This is a genomic window from Acinetobacter sp. YH12251 (assembly GCF_013417465.1).
Taxonomy (GTDB): domain Bacteria; phylum Pseudomonadota; class Gammaproteobacteria; order Pseudomonadales; family Moraxellaceae; genus Acinetobacter; species Acinetobacter amyesii.
On record NZ_VPDZ01000009.1, the window covers coordinates 60,783 to 78,616 of the forward strand.

Below are 17,834 nucleotides of genomic sequence, written 5' to 3' on the forward strand. Positions count from 1 at the left end.
CCGAAAACCTCCATTTGGAGGTTTTTTTATGCCCTTTTATTTTAATTATTTATTTCACAATAAAATTAAATTATTTTATATTTAATGACTTATAGCAAACCTTCTTATAAAAAATGTTCATAACTTATCCCATTTCTTAGTAACAATTCGGCAATAAATTTTGCTTGAGCCTTGCTCGATTTATCACCTAAGATGTAGAAAATGATCTCTTTTTTATTGTTGAAACATTCTTAAAAACAAAGCAATAAAATCTAACGAGAAACAAGATCATAAAAAGTGGATATTAAATCAGGGTAAAAGGAGTTTTAACGATGACGTCAAAAAAACATTTAGCAACTTTGTTCTGTGCAAGTGCGCTCACTTTAGGGCTTAGCGCATGTAGTGACAATAAAGCACCTACAACGGATAAAGCTGCAGGAAGTGAAGCTGCTGTTTCTGACTCAGGGACTTTAGATAAGATCAAAAAATCCGGCACGATTGTATTAGGCTATCGCGATTCATCGATTCCATTTTCATATATCGCAGATAATCCAAACCAACCTGTAGGTTATGCACACGATCTTCAATTAAAAGTAGTTGAGGCAGTTAAAAAGCAATTAAATCTTCCCGAATTAAAAGTCCGTTATAACTTAGTGACTAGCCAAAACCGTATTCCATTGGTTTCTAATGGCACCGTCGACTTAGAGTGTGGTTCAACCACAAACAATAAAGAACGCCAACAACAAGTAGATTTCTCAACAGGTTTCTTTGAGGTCGGTTCACGCTTACTTACAGCAAAAGACTCTGGGATTAAAGATTTTGCTGACCTAAAAGGCAAAAAGTTAGTCACCACGGCAGGAACGACATCTGAGCGTTATATTCGTCAACATGAAAAAGAATTAGGTATTGGTGAAGTTATTTCTGCCAAAGACCATGCTGAGTCTTTCCTCATGCTACAAAATGGTCGTGCAGCGGCATTTATGATGGATGATATTTTGCTGGCGGGTGAAAAATCAAAAGCCAAAGATCCAAATAAATGGGAAATCGTGGGTACAGCACCGATTCATGAAATCTATGGTTGTATGATGCGTAAAGGCGATACTGGCTTTAAACAAGTGGTTGATGATGCAATCAAAGCAACTTATAGCTCTGGTGAAATCAATGACATGTATAAAAAATGGTTCCAAACGCCAATTCCACCAAAAAATATCAATTTAAATTTCCCGATGTCTGATCAATTAAAAGCATTGATTAGTAATCCACATGACCGTGACGAATAACTTTCCCTAAACATTCTAAAGATGCTTAAGCCAAACGGATTTTGGCTTAAGCTCATTATAGGGAGTTCCTATGAATTATAGCTGGAATTGGGGTGTGCTGTTCCAATCTACAGGTGTAGGTGATTCAACCTACCTGAATTGGATTTTAATTGGGATCGGCTGGCTGTTTGTCATCGCTTTGGTGGCATGGAGCATTGCGATGGTGCTTGGCAGCATCTTGGGTATTATGCGTACCCTACCGAGTCCTGTAGCACGAGGTATTGGTACGGCCTACGTGACTATTTTCCGAAATGTACCCTTATTGATTCAACTGTTTATATGGTTCTATGTTGTACCCAACTTCCTCCCCGATGCGATTAAAAGCTGGTGGATGAATGACCTTGGGGCAAATACGACCGCCTTAATTTCTGCAAGTGTCGGCTTGGGTCTTTTTACAGCTGCACGAGTCTGTGAGCAAGTCAGGACAGGTATTGAAGCGCTTCCTTTGGGGCAAACCAATGCAGGTTATGCCATGGGATTTAGTACGGCTCAACTATACCGCTATGTGATCTTACCGCAGTCATTCCGCACGATTTTGCCACCTCTCAGCTCTGAGTTGACCAACTGTGTCAAAAACACCTCAGTCGCGTCTTTGGTCGGTGTTGCAGAAATCATTTCGCAGATGAAAACCATCAGTGAATACACGCAAAACACCATCGAAATTTATACCTACGTCACCATTATTTTCATCGTGATCAATATCTGTTTAATTGGTTTCATGAATTTTCTGGAAAAACGCCTACGCGTTCCTGGCTTAATTGCAGGAGATAAATAATGGAATGGCTCAGTTCTTTTATTCAAGACCTCCAAGCGTCTGGCCCTGCGCTATGGCATGGTTTCAGTATCACACTCAAAGTGGTGATCACGGCAACCATTGGTGGTGTCTTTATTGGGACTTTATTGGCGTTGATGCGCCTGTCCTCGATTAAGGCTTTTAATATTTTTGCTAAAGGCTATGTGAACCTCTTCCGTTCTATTCCTTTGCTCTTGGTGCTGATGTGGTTCTACTTTGCAGTACCCTTTATCTACACAGGAATCACCGGTAACTATCTAACGATTGATACTGCCCTTGTGTCGAGTATCGTGGCCTTCATGCTATTTGAAGCGGCTTACTTTTCAGAGATTGTCCGTGCCGGGATTCAATCAATTCCTAAAGGTCAAACTTCTGCAGCTTATGCTCTCGGTATGAGCTATAGCCAAGCGATGCGCTTAATTATTTTGCCGCAATCTTTTCGCAAAATGACGCCACTGCTTTTACAGCAAACCATCATTCTGTTCCAAGATTCAACCATGGTTTATGCCATCGGACTGTTAGACTTTTTCCGCACCAACTATGTTCGAGGTGACCTTATGTCATTGTTAACTCAATACATTCTGTTTGCTGGTTTGGTGTATTTCACTATTAGTATGATCGCTACCTATGCAGTTAAAAAATTACAACGGAGGTTAAGTGTATGACCGATCAAAAAACGATGATTGACCTCCAAAATGTCAGTAAATGGTATAAAGATTTTCAAGTGCTTACCGATTGCACGACTCAAATTAAACAAGGTGAAGTGGTTGTGGTGTGTGGACCTTCGGGTTCAGGTAAATCAACGCTCATTAAAACCGTTAATGGACTTGAGCCTTTTCAGGCCGGTACGATTTTAGTCGACGGTATTTCCATTAATGACCCAAAAACCGATTTAAATAAATTGCGTAGTCGTGTCGGTATGGTGTTCCAGCACTTTGAATTGTTTCCACATTTATCCATTACCGAAAACCTGACCATTGCGCAGGTTAAAGTCTTGGGTCGATCAGAAGCCGAAGCCAAGAAAAAAGGTTTGGCTTATTTAGACCGTGTGGGTTTAAGTGCGCATGCCGCTAAATTCCCTGCACAGTTATCAGGTGGACAACAACAACGTGTTGCGATTGCACGTGCGCTCAGTATGGACCCGATTGCCATGCTGTTTGATGAACCGACTTCGGCACTTGATCCAGAGATGATTAACGAAGTGCTTGATGTGATGGTGGGTCTTGCCAAAGAAGGTATGACCATGATGTGTGTAACCCATGAGATGGGCTTCGCACGTCAGGTTGCGGACCGTGTGATCTTTATGGATCAAGGAAAAATTGTGGAAGACTGCAGTAAAGATGATTTCTTTAATGCCCCTCGTGGTGAACGAGCGCAGCAGTTCTTAAATAAAATTCTGCATTAAAATCAAAACGTTTATTTAACTGATGTTACGCAGTAACATCAGAAGCGTAATTTGATTCAAATAAAAGTACGATACGCGGTAACGTCATCCGCAAGTGTTTGAGATAGAACTTCTTCTAATCAAAAATATTTTTGCGATACTTTAGATAATTAGACGCTAGTGAACGAGTTTTGCGGTGAGGAGCACTGCTCCGCAAGATGGTTTCCTTGCGAAGCTTCGCTTCTCATTTTGCCTAATGAGAAGCGTGCTTCGTAAGAGTACCTCCAGCCGAAGGCTAATCACTTTATTCATTCCCTTGATGTAAGACTCCATCGAATTGGCTTAACAATCATTTTAAAAATGCAAAATTACTTTTGCATGCATAACATCAGTTATTTAATTTCCGAAAATAAAAAAGCTCATCCATCGATGAGCTTTTTTTCATGGCAGATTACCAATAATTTTCTACAGCAATATTGCCTTCACCACGACGGTTCATGGTCAAACCACGCGCTTTTAAGGCCGCCTTGGTGTCATCAACCATTTGTGGATTACCACACAGCATGACATGCGTCGTTTCCACATTAAATGCTAAGCCCGCCGCCTGTTCTAGCTCGCCATTTTCAATTAAAACTGGTAAACGATCATGCAGCGGTGCATTTGGATCACGTGTCACAATAGGTATAAATTTAAAACCCGTATGCCCTTCACCAAAGGTCTCGGAGATTTCTTGAATACGCTCGACATAAGCCAATTCTGATACGGTACGCACACTGTAGACTAGATTAATTTTTTCGTATTTAGACCACGTTTCAAAGTCTTGTAGCATTGATAAAAATGGTGCAAGACCTGTTCCTGTTCCCAACAGCCATAAGTCCTTTGGCAATGGCAACTGATAACGTGCCAAGGTAAGGAAGCCATAAGGGACTTTTTCTAAATACAGCTCATCACCCACTTGTAGATGCTGTAAATTCGAGGTAAACGCACCATCTGGAACGACGATAGAGAAAAATTCTAAAGTTTCATCAAAGGGTGACGACACCACAGAATAGGCACGAACCACCAATTCATCGCCCACTTTCAAGCCAATTCGTGCGAACTGACCAGCGGTAAATTTAAAATGCGCAGGGCGTGTCATGGTAAAACTGAACAAAGTATTGGTCCAACGGTGTACAGATAAAACCTTTTCTAAGCTAAATTTTTCAATTGACATGATTTGAACGTGGCGTGACAGACTGTGCTCATGTTAGCATGACAGCATAATTTATTAATATTTTTTAAATGTTAAGGCCTGATTCATGCGCATGACTTTACGCCAGTTGGCTGTTTTTGTAGCAGTCGCTCAAGAAGGTACCGTTACCAAAGCCAGTGATGCTGTCAAACTTACTCAAAGTGCAGCAAGTATGGCATTGGCAGACCTCGAAGATGGTCTCGGTGCTCCACTGTTTGACCGACTTGGTAAACGCTTGCAATTGAATGACTTGGGTCGTTTTTTATTGCCACAAGCTTTGGAAATTTTAGGGCGCTGTGAAGCTTTTGAACAAGCAGCCAAAGGCGAACTACAAAGTATTGATCTGCGTTTAGGTGCGACCCTAACCATCAGCGACTACCTGATGCCAGACCTCATGGCAGATTTCCTACAGATTCAGCCTCAAGCACATTTACAACTTCAAGTCGGCAATACCCGCCAAATGATTGAAGCGGTAAACCAATTTCAGTTGGATTTGGCCTTAATTGAAGGTTCATGCCATCTGCCACAGTTGCAATGTATTCACTGGCGTGACGATGAACTTGCAGTATGCTGTTCACCAGAGCATCCTTTAGCGAAGTTGGATCGTGCAATCACTGCAGCTGACTTTGATAACGTGGAATGGATCTTACGTGAAGAAGGTTCAGGCACACGTGAAGTATTTGACAACGCAATTTTAAAAGACCTGCCAGATGCCAATATACGTTTAACCTTGGGTCATAACGAAGCCATTTTAAAAATCGTGGCAGGTGGTCTTGGTATGTCATGTATTTCTAAACTTGCGATTGAGCCTTTACGTGAAAAAGGTCAATTGGTGGTTTTAGATACGCCGTTCTGGCAACTTGCCCGTCCATTATTTATGTTGGTACATCGTCAGAAATACCAAGGACCGGGTCTCAAAGCCTTTATGCAATTTTGTGAAAAATCTGTTTAAACTAAAAAGCGCCTAATGGCGCTTTTTTTATTTATTAAATTGTCGTTCGCAAGGTATTCCGTCGTTGTTTCCGTCCATTTTCGTGCCTGGACAATGTTGTAGAAAATACACCGCTTCTTCATAAGATTTCATCTGACTACAATGCGTACGCCCATCACAACTAAACTGTGCTTTCTCTACTGCCCTTGGCGTATCACTTGAAGAAGGTGCCTGCGCAGTGTCTTGAACAACAGATTGAGCTTGCGTTGAAGCTGTGCCGTATAGATTTTTTTCACCTTGCTCCGACAGCACCCGATCGGGTAAATCCCCCTGTGCTTTTCGTTGTTCTTTTACGATGTTTTCATTTTCTTGCATGAGCTGTTGTAAATGTAGCTGCTTCTGTTCTTGGTACTGCTGATATTTCCCATAAACAGCCACAGCTAATACTAGAATTACAATGAGTCCAATCATGCTGAAGATTTTACTGCCCCAAACTGTGCCTTTACCTACATCGTGAGGTATAACTTGCTCATTCACTCGATCTGTCATTGATTCAAATGACGGATTTATCTGTTCATGAGTGGACTGCTCTTTTTTCAAATCTAAACGGATGATATTTACCGCTTTAAATTTACCTTGATCTGCTTCAATCCTGTATTTGAGATTTTCTCCAACACGTGGTTCGATGTGTCGGCTAGGAAAATCACGAATATGAAAAAATAAGTCCTTTGCTTGATCTTGTTGTATAAATCCAAAGCCGCGCTCAACGTTATAGCTTTTGATTTTCCCCTCTTTAAACATAAAAATTGTCTCTCATCTTTTCTTTTAATACTCTTATGATAATAAAAAAAGAGACCCGATAGACCTCTTTTTCAATTTCAAAGATTTCATGGAAATCTCAAAATCACATTATTTACGCAAATTCGAAAGCAAAGCTGAAGTAATTGACTGGTTATTTGCCACGACTTTAGATTTTTTAGCTTTTGCAGATTTGTCTTCTTCACGCTCAATGTTTATGGCTTTATAACGATCACCATTTTTCACCACATTAAATTTCACACGATCATTACGTTTTGGCTCGACACCATCTGCGGGAAAGTCAGAGATATGGAAAAATACATCACCTTCTTCACATGAAAGAAAGCCAAAGCCCTTTTCAGGATTGTACTGCTTCACTTTACCTTTATATTGTTCGGACTTCATAAAGTACCCTATTCCATTTATTCCAATGTCTTTAGTATATAAAAAAAGAGGCTATAAAAGCCCCTTTTCTGTTCATGATGCAAAAATTAGTCTTTTTGAACTGAACCGAAAATTTTATCGCCTGCATCGCCAAGACCAGGAACGATATAACCGTTTTCATTTAAACCTTGGTCTACAGATGCTGTGTAAATGATCACATCTGGGTGAGCTTCATTTACACGTTTAATGCCTTCTGGAGCGGCAACAAGCACCATGACACGAATATCTTTACAACCACTGGCTTTTAGAACGTCAATAGCAGCAACGAGCGATGAACCTGTTGCAAGCATTGGGTCAATAATCATCGCTAAACGGTTTTGTACGTCTGGTACTAATTTTTTGTAGTAAGTACGCGCTTCTAAAGTTTCTTCATCACGCTCTAAACCCAATACAGATACTTTCGCACTTGGAATCAGGTTTAAGAAACCATCCAACATACCAATACCTGCACGTAAAATCGGTACAACTGTTATTTTTTTACCGGCAATACGATCTACAGTTACTTTACCATTCCAACCATCAATTTCATGATCGACCATTGGTAAATCTTTCGTTGCTTCATAAGTCAGAAGCATAGTCACTTCTTGAGCAAGCTCACGGAAGTTTTTAGTACTAATATCTGCACGACGAAGTAAGCCGAGTTTATGTCGAATAAGCGGATGACGGATTTCATGGATAGCCACGGGAGAACACCTAAAAGGTTAAGATAAAATTTCAACCATTATAAAGCTATTTAACAAATGATAAAAATAAAAAAGCCCCCTTTACAGGAGGCTTTTTTGTAATAAGCAAATTAATTGCTTAATTCATTAGTTAAAACCACTTTGAATTAAGCTAAAAATGAACTGTTGTAATTCAGGTGAGATCGCAAAGTATGCCACTTGAGAAACTGCAATGATTGGATCTGGATATACACCGATCAACAACACAAGAGCAGCTGCACCAAGCACCATAATACCACCCACTTTTTGACCCCAATGATCGACAGCGTCGATACGTGGGTTTTCCGGTGGAGTCATGTACATCACAACCATCACACGTAGGTAGTAGTACAAACCGATACCTGAACCAAGGATCACCATTGCAGCTAAGAACCATGAACCACCAGCAACTGCTGTTTTGATCACAAGGAACTTACCAATAAAGCCCGCTGTTAATGGGATACCTGCAAGAGATAACATCATGACAGTGAGTGTTGCAGTCAACACTGGACGACGCCAGAACAAACCACGGTACTCAGCAAGACTACCTGCTTCGTCTTTGTTGTTGTAAGGGCTAGACATCAGTGTCACAACACCGAACGCACCAATCGTTGTTAATACATAAGTAATCACATAAACGTTGACGCTGCTGAATGTTGCAAAGCCTTGTACTTGAACAAAGTCAGTATTACGTGCACTGACAATCGCAACAAGTAAGTAACCAAAGTGAGCGATTGAAGAGTATGCAAGGATACGTTTCAAGTTCACTTGACGTACTGCTAGTAAGTTACCCGCAAGGATAGACAATACTGCAATGATGGTCACGATCGTGATGAAGCTGTCAGAAAGGATTAAGCCAGAAGCCAAGAAATAACGAACGAATAGACCGATCATTGCCACTTTAGCCACAGTCGCTAAGAATGTCGCGATTGGCGCTGGCGCACCTGCATACACGTCTGGTGTCCATTTGTGGAATGGCGCAAGAGACAATTTAAATGCAACAGCAAATACAATCAGTGCAAGACCAAGGACTACACCCGGTTGGCTGAATGTTGTGAACATTTTGCCTGGTTCAGCAACGAATGCCATTGTACCTGTATACGCATATACATAAGCCATACCCATCAACAACATCGCAGAAGCGGTTGCTGAAAGCACCAAGTATTTCACACCCGCTTCAAGCGACTGTGAACGTTGGTGTGTATAAGCCAATAGGCCGTATACAGGAATCGACATTAACTCAAGGCTGATAAAGAATGACGCATAGTGAGAACTTGCAACCATTAACAATGCACCTGTTACAGAGCACAGCATCAAGATATAAAGTTCTTCACGGTTATCTTTATAGGTTTCGATATACACATGTGACAATGTACAGCAAGCAAGTGCTGCAATCAAAATCACGAATTGGTACAACATCGTAAATGGATCTACGATGAACAAATTCATTACGTTTGCAGGTGCATACTGCCCTGCAACGAAAACAAAAATAATATAAAAGGCTGCAAGGTTCAGACCGATAACGGAAGTCGTTGCAACTAAATTGTGGTTACGCTTGATTGCAATTAGCAACATCACGACGATCGCAGTTAAAGCCACGATCATCACAGGAGCTAATGGCATAAGCTCAGAAAATGACATTGTGAAGTCCATGGCTTATTGCATCTCCACATTTTCAGGTTGTACAGCAATCTGCTGCACAACATCAACGACTTCTTGAACTGGGATATAGCTATTTGCAATCCACGCCATGCTTGAATTTGAAATATCAAGGAAGCTTTGTGGGAATAGACCAAGCCATACTAGACCAAGAGCACAGATTAAAAGAATCACAACTTCACGCGCATTTAAGTCTTTCAACGGATTTGCGTAATGCTGTTTTTGTTCTTCGTTTGGTGTACCAAACAATGCTTTGTGGATCAGGATTAAACCGTAAAGACCGGCAAATACTAAGCTTACTGCAGCAAGGATTGTATACACAGGGAACTTGTCATAAGAACCCATCAAGATCAGGAATTCACCGATGAAGTTACCTAGACCCGGAATACCTACAAGTGCCGCAACAAAGAACATTAAGAAGAATGAAAGGTATTGGAACTGACCACGAATACCGCCCATCAAACGCATGTCACGTGTATGCAGACGTTCGTAAACCTGACCACACATAATGAACAATGCAGCAGAAGATAGACCGTGAGCCAGCATCATAATCATCAAGCCTTGGAATGTCAGGATGTTACCTGCATACAAAGCAAGAAGTACGAAGCCCATGTGCGAAATAGATGTGTACGCAAGCAGACGTTTCATGTCTGTTTGTTGGAATGCACACCATGCACCGTAGAAAATACCGATTAGACCAAGAATGATCGCGATGTCAGCAAACTGAGCAGATGCTACTGGGAAGAATGGAATTACGAAACGTAAAAGACCATAAGCCGCAGTTTTAATCAAGATACCTGCAAGGTCGACAGAACCCGCTGTAGGTGCTTGCGCATGTGCATCTGGTAACCAACCGTGTAATGGGAAAACTGGAAGTTTTACCGCAAAACCAATGAACATACAGATCATGAATGCATACGCAAGTGCTGGAGCTTTCGCCTCAACAGTGTGTGCAACACTCATCAAGAAGTCATAGTTAAAGCTGATTTGACCGTGAAGTTGGAAGCCAACAACCACTAGACCCAAGATACCGATCAACATGATCAGACCTGCAACCTGAGTATAGATAAAGAATTTAGTTGCAGCGTAAACGCGTGACTTACCTTCTGCCCCTTTATGACCCCAAAGTGCGATCAAGAAGTAGATTGGTACCAGCATCATCTCCCAGAAGAAGAAGAATAGGAACATGTCAATCGCTAAGAATACACCGATCACACCACCTAAAGACCACAGTAGGTTTAAGTGGAAGAAACCAACGTTCTTTTGAATCTCACCCCATGAACAGCCGACCGCAAGTACACCCAGTAATGCAGTTAAACCTACCATAAGCAGTGAAAGACCATCCACCGCAAGGTGAATGTTAATCCCTAAAGTGGTAATCCATGGTAGGTTAAATTGAGCAGCCCACTGTGGAGCTTGTGTACCCAACTCATAGTTATAAGTACCGCTTTGCCATAAAACGACGGTTAACACCAACGTTAATAGCATACCAATTAAGGCAATATAGCGTGGTAAGTGCTTGTCGAGTTTATCGACAAGCCAGCATACAAAACCTGCAATGAACGGAATAAGGATCAGAGCGGGTAGAATTAAATTGTTTGGAGTTTCCATTTTATTTCCCCACGACCTGAATCACGACCAGGATCAATAGTAATGCAAACGTACCGAATGCCATACTAGATGCGTATTCACGCAATGAACCTGTTTGACGTGAACTTGTAAAGCTATTACCGCCTTTAACAAGTGCAGGCAATACAAGCCATAAGCCGTCAATTGGATCACGACCAAAGATTTTAGCCAGTAGCAAATAAGGCTTAACGAAAACAATGTTGTACAAAGCATCGAAACCAAGTGCATTACGACAGATATTTGCAAGACCCGCGCCCAGTGAAGTTTTCGCGAACGATTTCACTGCACCATAAGCAAAGGCAAATAACACCACACCAACTGCAAGACCTGCAAGTGCAATACCAACTGCTGTATATTCAGCGCTATGCATACCGTGTTCTAGTGCTTCTGGAATATTAAACGCTGGGATTTGTGCAGCATTTAAAATATTCGTTACTGGTGCTTTTAATACATAAGCTAAACCAGTTGAAAGCACTGCAAGAATCGCCAATGGACCCCAGTAAGTAACACCTTTGATTTCGTGGTAAGGCGTGTTTTCTTTACCAAAGAATACAACCCAAATAAGACGGAATGTATAAATTGAAGTTAAGAACGCACCTGCTACACCAGTCCAGTACAAGCAGTCATAAACTGCAATCGCTTGACCTTTCACCCATACCGCACCAAGAATCGCATCTTTCGAGAAGAAGCCGATCGTGATGAATGGAATCGCAGCCAATGCACCGCCACCAATCGCGAAACAAGCAAACAAGAATTTGTTTTTGTGGAATAGACCACCCATCTTGAAGATGTTTTGTTCATGATGGTAAGCCAAAATCACTGCACCAGAAGACAAGAATAATAATGCCTTGAAGAATGCGTGAGTCAGCATGTGGAATAGACCAGCTTGGTAAGCTTCAGCACCTACAGCCATAAACATATAACCCAACTGACTCATAGTTGAGTAAGCAAGAATACGTTTGATGTCTGTTTGTACCAATGCAGCAAAGCCTGCTACCAACAATGTCACTGCACCCGTGATTGAGATGAACATCATCACTTCTGGCGCTTGTTCAAACACGCTGAACATACGGCTACATAGGTAAACACCCGCTGTTACCATTGTTGCTGCGTGGATCAATGCAGATACTGGTGTAGGACCAGCCATCGCATCTGCCAACCATGTTTGTAATGGGATCTGAGCAGATTTACCTGCAGCACCCAAGAACAACATCAATGCAGTCCAAATTGCAATCGAAGAACTCTGAGCCAAAACTGTTGGCGCAGCAGCCACAACTTCTGCAATGTTTAAAGTGCCGAATTGTTGGTAGATCAAGAACAATGCAATCAGTAAGAATACGTCACCCACACGTGTCACAGTGAATGCTTTAATTGCAGCAAAACCGTTTGCAGGTGTTTGGTAGTAGTAACCAATCAATAGGTATGAACATAGACCTACACCTTCCCAACCGAGGAATAACAACGCTAAGTTGTCACCCAACACTAAAAGCAGCATGCTTGCTACGAATAGGTTGAAGTATGAGAAGAAACGTGCAAAGTCTTCTTCGCCACGCATGTACCATGTTGCAAAGATGTGAATTAAGAAACCCACACCTGTGATCATGCCCATCATCAATAATGATAAGCCATCTAAATGAAGCGTGAAGCCCGGTGCTAAGTTACCTGCACTGAACCAAGTCCAAAGATGCTGAGTTGTTGCAACTGAACCATTATTAACAAAGTCGATACCGGCAATTAATGCAAATAAAGCTGAAAGACCAACTGAACCTGCACCAATAATTGCAGCAACTGATTCAGGAAGATTTTTACGACCTGCCGCCAACAGGATAAAACCAATTAGCGGGAAAAGTACTGTTAAATATAAATAACTCATCCGCGCATCTCACTAGCAGCATCCACATCCAGATGATGGAAGCGATGATAGAACTGAAGGACGATCGCAAGACCGATACAAGCCTCTGCTGCAGCAAGCGTTAAGATCAAGATAAACATCACTTGACCATCTGGCTGTGCCCATGCGCTTCCTGCCAAAACGAACGCTAAAGCAGCAGCGTTCATCATGATTTCAAGGCTCATTAAAATAAATAGTAGGTTGCGTCGAACCATCACACCGTAAAAACCCAGTGCAAAAAGAATGGTTGCAACGATCAAACCATGTTCTAAAGGGATGTTGCCCATTATTCTTTGTCCTCTTCTGCACCTGGCTCACGTTTGCCAAGATGGAATGCAGCGACAAGTGCGCCAAGCAATAACATCGCAGCAACTTCAACCAGCAATAAGTACTGAGTAAAGAGTGAAGTACCCACTTCTTTCGGACCGACAACTTGAGCACCCATGACAGTGCCAGCAGTTGTGTAGTCTGACTTCAACATCCAAACAAGGATTAGACCCATTAGGAAGCTCATCAACGCAGGATATGCCCACGCTGAAGAAGTCAGCCATTTGCTTTCTTGTTCAACTGTATTTTGACCAAGATTCAGCATCATCACGACGAATACGAATAGCACCATGATTGCGCCAGCGTAAACGATAATTTCGAGGGCACCGGCAAACGGCGCACCCACGATCATGAAGATACCTGCAACTGCAAGTAAAGAGATAATCAAGCTTAATAAAGCGTGTACTGGGTTCGTGTTAGTTACAACACGAACGGTAGAGACGATGGCCACAAGCGCCATCAAATAAAATGGCCACATCATGGTAATAGACTCCGTACATCAACTGGTGTGCTTTCGCGTTGAGCCTGACCTTTATCTTTACCAGCAACAGCCATACCTGTTACGCGGTAGAAGTTATAGTCTGGGTATTTACCAGGACCTGAGATAAGAAGGTTTTCTTTCTCATATACTAAGTCCTGACGAACATACTCACCTAACTCAAAGTCAGGTGTCATTTGAATCGCAGTCGTAGGACATGCTTCTTCACACATACCGCAGAAAATACAACGTGAGAAGTTGATACGGAAAAACTCCGGATACCAACGACCATCTTCTTTTTCAGCTTTTTGTAGTGAAATACAGCCGACTGGACATGCAACCGCACAAAGGTTACATGCAACGCAGCGCTCTTCACCATCAGGGTCACGCGTTAACACGATACGACCACGGAAACGTGGTGGTACGATGTCTTCCGCTTTAACCTCTGGATATAAAATGGTGTCACGTTTACGTGTCGCGTGTGAGAATACCATCCACAACGAACGTACAATTGACCCAAATCCAGCTAGAAATTTAAACATTTTATTCTCCCTGCTGTCTTAGGCCTGATTCATCAGAATCACAGCACCAGTTACCAGAAGGTTAACCAACGCCAATGGCAAGCAAATTTTCCAACCAAAGTTCATGACTTGGTCATAACGTGGACGCATTAAAGAACCACGAGCCAAGACAAACATCATTACAAAGAATGCTGTTTTAATAATGAACCAGAACGCAGCTGGAATGAATGGAATATCTAGGTTGAAAGGCGCTAACCAACCACCGAAGAATAAAGTCACGATTAATGCAGAAATCAGTACGACGTTGACGTATTCCGCAACGAAGAACATACCCCATTTCATACCGCCGTATTCGACATGGTAACCTTCTGCCAATTCTTGTTCTGCTTCTGGTTGGTCAAATGGATGACGGTGAGTTACCGCAACACCCGCAACTACGAAGATCAAGAAACCTAAGAACTGAGGAATAACAAACCAAACATCACGTTGAGCTTCAACAATTTCACGCATGTTGAATGAGCCTGCAATCGCAACCACACCCATTAGTGAAATACCCAAGAACACTTCATAAGAAATGGTTTGAGCAGCAGAACGTAAACCACCAAGTAATGCGTATTTGTTATTTGATGACCAACCACCGAACAATACTGCGTATACCGCAATACCAGCCATTGCCATAAAGAACAATAGACCGATGCTCATGTCTGAAACACCTAAATAAGGTGAAACAGGAATAACCATGAACGATAGCACCGCAGTTGCCATCGCAACTGCTGGAGCCATACGGAAAGTCAATTTGTCAGCAAATTTTGGTGTCCAGTCTTCTTTGAACATGATTTTCAGCATGTCGGCAACAATCTGGAACATACCGCCCGGACCTACACGGTTCGGACCGTAACGGTCTTGCCACAAGCCGAGTAAACGACGTTCAATAAAAGACATCAACGCAGCGATCAATACCACAACCAGTAAGATCACAATTGCTTGAAGAACTGAATAGGCGATTGGCCAGTTTTCAGCCCACAGCGGCGTTTGACGGATTAATTCTTGTTCCATGAATTACACTCCTACCGCGACTGAAACAGGTTCTGCAAGCGATACTGTAGGTGCTAGACCCACTGGGTAACCGATATAACCTGTAGGTAAGTATTCAATCACTTGAACTGGAAGGACGATTTCAACATCCCCTGCTTTCACAGCGATACGTTGACCATCTTGAACATTTAAGCGTGCTGCATCTTGTTCACCCACAGCAAACATTGCTTCAGGAATACGTGATTCCATCGCAGGTGTTTTCACTGTAAATTCACCAGAAGCGAAGATGTGATGCATCGGTACAAGACGGAAGCTTTCACCATTAACCGCAACAGGTGCAGGTGCAACGAATGTACGTGCTGGACGTTTCGCTAAACGATCGAATAAACGAACGCCTGCATCGCCACCTTTTAAGTGACCACCCACGTTGTCTTGGTATTTGTTCCAAGCTTGCGGTGAGTTCCAACCTGCAGACCAAGCAAATGGTACAAGTGAAGCTGGAGTTTGGTTACCTACATAACCTTCCATAGAGAACGTCAACGCAGAGTCTTTATCGACTGGTTGTTTTGGTTCATGAATAGAAAGTGGTGCGCGCATCGCAGTACGACCTGAGTAACGACGTGGTTCACGTGCCACTTTCAGACCATGTACACGGAAGCCAGCATCTGGTGCGACGTCTTGAATTGCTTCAAGTGCAGGAACGTTTTTCGCTACTGACTCAATCACGTCATCAAGAACTGTCCAAGAAATCGCTTTGCCTTTCACGCCAGTTTCAATGGCATGTAACCAGCGCCAAGATTCTTTGATCGCAAGTTCTGGTTTGTAGTAGCTTGGGTCATACACTTGGTAGAAACGTTGTGCACGGCCTTCTTGAGAGACCACAGTACCATCACCTTCGGCGAAGCTTGCAGCAGAAAGCACAATATTCGCTTTCTTCACAGTTTCAGTTTCAGAATGATCAAGTACGATCACTTCTTTACCAGAAAGTGCAGCATTCACCTGAGCGGCTGGTAAGCGACGATAAAGGTCATTTTCCACCACGATCACAGTATCGTAATCTTGTGCAAATGCTTGTTCTAAGCTTTGACCACCAAAGATCGCTAAGCCCATTGAGTTCACTTCAGGAACAGTCAATGTTAAGCCCGCATTACCAAGGTTCTGTGCAACTTGTGCAGCAGCTTCCATGATTGATGCGTCTTGCAAGCTTGTACCAGAGATGATTAATGGTTTTTTCGCAGCTTTTAAAGTGTCAGCAATGGTTTGTGCAAATGCTTTTGCATCGTCATCCAAACCTAAGATCACTTCACCTTTGACAGCAGCTGCGACCGCAAAACCTAAACGTGCAATGTCGTTAGGTGATGCAACAACTTCACCTGTTGCAACATCAGCTAAACGTGTTTGAGTTGCAGCAAGGATGTAAATCGGAGATTTCGCATCTTGAGCAATACGTTGTACAGGCTCAGCCAACCACTCTTGCGTACGGCGCTCTGCAGCCATTTCTTTGGCTTTATTTTTCGCAGCTTGGCGAACAGATAGAGCCATACGTGGTGCAGTTTGAGTTAAGTCTTCACCCAAAATCAACACAGCATCGTAGCTTTCGATTTCACGCATACCTGGGTTATAAACACCTTCGGTTTGCATGATAGAAGCTGCAAGCTCAACAAGTTTTTGCTCTTTTTGAGACATACCTGTTGAGAAGTTGTCTTGACCTACAAGTTCGCGAAGCGCGAAGTTTGATTCAAGTGATGCACGTGGTGAACCGATACCCAATACTTTTTTGCCTTGGATATTTTCAATTACGGTATCCAATGCTTGGTCTACAGAAACTGTAGTTACATTTGCACCAGAACGGAATTGTGGTTGACGTGGACGATCTTCACGGTTCACATAACCTGTACCGAAACGACCTTTATCGCAAAGGAAGTATTGGTTCACATCACCGTTAAAGCGGTTTTCTACACGACGTAGTTCGCCATAACGTTCACCTGGAGAGATGTTACAACCTGAAGAACAGCCTTGGCATACGCTTGGCGCATACTGCATGTCCCATTTACGGTTATAGCGTTCAGAGTGAGTTTTATCTGTGAATACACCTGTTGGGCACACTTCAGTCAAGTTACCAGAGAATTCAGATTCTAAAGTACCTGATTCTGGACGACCAAAGTAAACACGCGAAGCGTTTGCATACACACCAAAGTCTGTACCACCTGCATAATCTTTGTAGTAACGCACACAACGGTAGCACGCAATACAACGGTTCATTTCATGAGAAATGAAAGAGCCTAGCTCTTGGTTGTAATGCGTACGTTTTGTGAAGCGGTAACGACGACGGTCATGCTGAGTCATTACAGTCATATCTTGTAAATGACAGTGACCACCCTCTTCACAGACTGGGCAGTCGTGTGGGTGGTTGGTCATCAAGAATTCAACAACAGAAGCACGGAAATTTTTTGCTTCGTCATCTTCAATCGAGATGTAGGTATTGTCAGATGCTGGCGTCATACATGACATAACTAAACGACCGCGAGTATCTTCAGGATTCGCGTATTGAGTCACAGCACATTGACGGCAAGAACCGACAGAACCTAAGGATGGATGCCAACAAAAGTATGGGATGTCGATGCCAAGGCTAAGACATGCTTGTAGCAAGTTCTCTGAGCCGTTGACTTCATACGATTTTCCATCGACATGAATTGTAGCCATAGTCGAATTCC

The 17,834-nt window shown here is 42.5% G+C and carries 17 protein-coding genes; 5 read left to right on the forward strand and 12 right to left on the reverse strand.

Annotation, left to right across the window (positions count from 1 at the left end; all coding sequences use genetic code 11):
* Positions 1-311: 311 nt before the first annotated feature.
* The 4 genes from FTV27_RS09465 (at position 312) to FTV27_RS09480 (ending at position 3,496) form a co-directional block, all read left to right on the forward strand.
* A complete protein-coding gene (locus tag FTV27_RS09465; protein WP_111884898.1) occupies positions 312-1,259 on the forward strand; it encodes a transporter substrate-binding domain-containing protein in 948 nt (315 codons plus the stop codon).
* A 70-nt stretch (positions 1,260-1,329) separates the two neighbouring features.
* Positions 1,330-2,073: an amino acid ABC transporter permease gene (locus tag FTV27_RS09470; RefSeq protein ID WP_180007506.1), complete on the forward strand. Its 744-nt coding sequence runs from the start codon at positions 1,330-1,332 to the stop codon at positions 2,071-2,073.
* On the forward strand, positions 2,073-2,756 hold the full coding sequence (locus FTV27_RS09475; RefSeq protein ID WP_078191088.1) for an ABC transporter permease subunit: 684 nt from the start codon (positions 2,073-2,075) through the stop codon (positions 2,754-2,756). Before FTV27_RS09470 ends, FTV27_RS09475 begins: the two co-directional genes overlap by 1 nt.
* The gene (locus FTV27_RS09480; RefSeq protein WP_078191089.1) at positions 2,753-3,496 is read left to right on the forward strand and encodes an amino acid ABC transporter ATP-binding protein; all 744 of its coding nucleotides are present in this window, start codon (positions 2,753-2,755) and stop codon (positions 3,494-3,496) included. The genes FTV27_RS09475 and FTV27_RS09480 overlap by 4 nt, the downstream gene beginning before the upstream one ends.
* Positions 3,497-3,926: 430 nt before the next feature.
* Here FTV27_RS09480 and FTV27_RS09485 read toward each other — a convergent pair whose 3' ends face one another.
* Entirely contained in the window at positions 3,927-4,688 is a 762-nt protein-coding gene (locus tag FTV27_RS09485; protein ID WP_180078211.1) for a ferredoxin--NADP reductase, read from the reverse strand.
* Positions 4,689-4,773: 85 nt separating this feature from the next.
* Between FTV27_RS09485 and gigC the strand changes: the two genes are divergently transcribed.
* The gene (gene gigC / locus FTV27_RS09490) at positions 4,774-5,658 is read left to right on the forward strand and encodes a LysR family transcriptional regulator GigC (protein ID WP_180021333.1); all 885 of its coding nucleotides are present in this window, start codon (positions 4,774-4,776) and stop codon (positions 5,656-5,658) included.
* A gap of 27 nt (positions 5,659-5,685) precedes the next feature.
* Here gigC and FTV27_RS09495 read toward each other — a convergent pair whose 3' ends face one another.
* The 11 genes from FTV27_RS09495 to nuoG all read right to left on the reverse strand — a co-directional run bounded on the left by FTV27_RS09495 (position 5,686) and on the right by nuoG (position 17,823).
* A complete protein-coding gene (locus FTV27_RS09495) occupies positions 5,686-6,438 on the reverse strand; it encodes a cold shock domain-containing protein (protein ID WP_180078213.1) in 753 nt (250 codons plus the stop codon).
* 108 nt (positions 6,439-6,546) lie between these two features.
* Positions 6,547-6,840: a cold shock domain-containing protein gene (locus FTV27_RS09500; RefSeq protein ID WP_078192288.1), complete on the reverse strand. Its 294-nt coding sequence runs from the start codon at positions 6,838-6,840 to the stop codon at positions 6,547-6,549.
* A gap of 86 nt (positions 6,841-6,926) precedes the next feature.
* Complete coding sequence (upp, locus tag FTV27_RS09505; RefSeq protein ID WP_078192289.1) at positions 6,927-7,562, reverse strand: uracil phosphoribosyltransferase; 636 nt, start codon at positions 7,560-7,562, stop codon at positions 6,927-6,929.
* Between the two features lie 126 nt (positions 7,563-7,688).
* Positions 7,689-9,233 (reverse strand): NADH-quinone oxidoreductase subunit NuoN, encoded by a 1,545-nt coding sequence (gene nuoN / locus FTV27_RS09510; protein ID WP_180078215.1) that lies wholly within the window; start codon positions 9,231-9,233, stop codon positions 7,689-7,691.
* Between the two features lie 3 nt (positions 9,234-9,236).
* The gene (nuoM, locus tag FTV27_RS09515; protein WP_078192291.1) at positions 9,237-10,850 is read right to left on the reverse strand and encodes an NADH-quinone oxidoreductase subunit M; all 1,614 of its coding nucleotides are present in this window, start codon (positions 10,848-10,850) and stop codon (positions 9,237-9,239) included.
* A gap of 1 nt (position 10,851) precedes the next feature.
* Positions 10,852-12,741 carry an NADH-quinone oxidoreductase subunit L gene (nuoL, locus tag FTV27_RS09520; RefSeq protein WP_078191097.1) on the reverse strand — a complete coding sequence of 630 codons (1,890 nt, stop codon included), beginning with the start codon at positions 12,739-12,741 and terminating at the stop codon, positions 10,852-10,854.
* A complete protein-coding gene (nuoK, locus tag FTV27_RS09525; protein WP_067665227.1) occupies positions 12,738-13,046 on the reverse strand; it encodes an NADH-quinone oxidoreductase subunit NuoK in 309 nt (102 codons plus the stop codon). Before nuoK ends, nuoL begins: the two co-directional genes overlap by 4 nt.
* Positions 13,046-13,564, reverse strand: a complete 519-nt coding sequence (nuoJ, locus tag FTV27_RS09530; RefSeq protein WP_171262661.1) for an NADH-quinone oxidoreductase subunit J — start codon at positions 13,562-13,564, stop codon at positions 13,046-13,048. Before nuoJ ends, nuoK begins: the two co-directional genes overlap by 1 nt.
* Positions 13,564-14,106 (reverse strand): NADH-quinone oxidoreductase subunit NuoI, encoded by a 543-nt coding sequence (gene nuoI / locus FTV27_RS09535; protein ID WP_078191099.1) that lies wholly within the window; start codon positions 14,104-14,106, stop codon positions 13,564-13,566. The genes nuoJ and nuoI overlap by 1 nt, the downstream gene beginning before the upstream one ends.
* 18 nt (positions 14,107-14,124) lie before the next feature.
* Positions 14,125-15,141 (reverse strand): NADH-quinone oxidoreductase subunit NuoH, encoded by a 1,017-nt coding sequence (gene nuoH, locus FTV27_RS09540; protein WP_078191100.1) that lies wholly within the window; start codon positions 15,139-15,141, stop codon positions 14,125-14,127.
* Between the two features lie 3 nt (positions 15,142-15,144).
* A complete protein-coding gene (gene nuoG / locus FTV27_RS09545) occupies positions 15,145-17,823 on the reverse strand; it encodes an NADH-quinone oxidoreductase subunit NuoG (RefSeq protein ID WP_180078216.1) in 2,679 nt (892 codons plus the stop codon).
* Between the last annotated feature and the right edge of the window lie 11 nt (positions 17,824-17,834).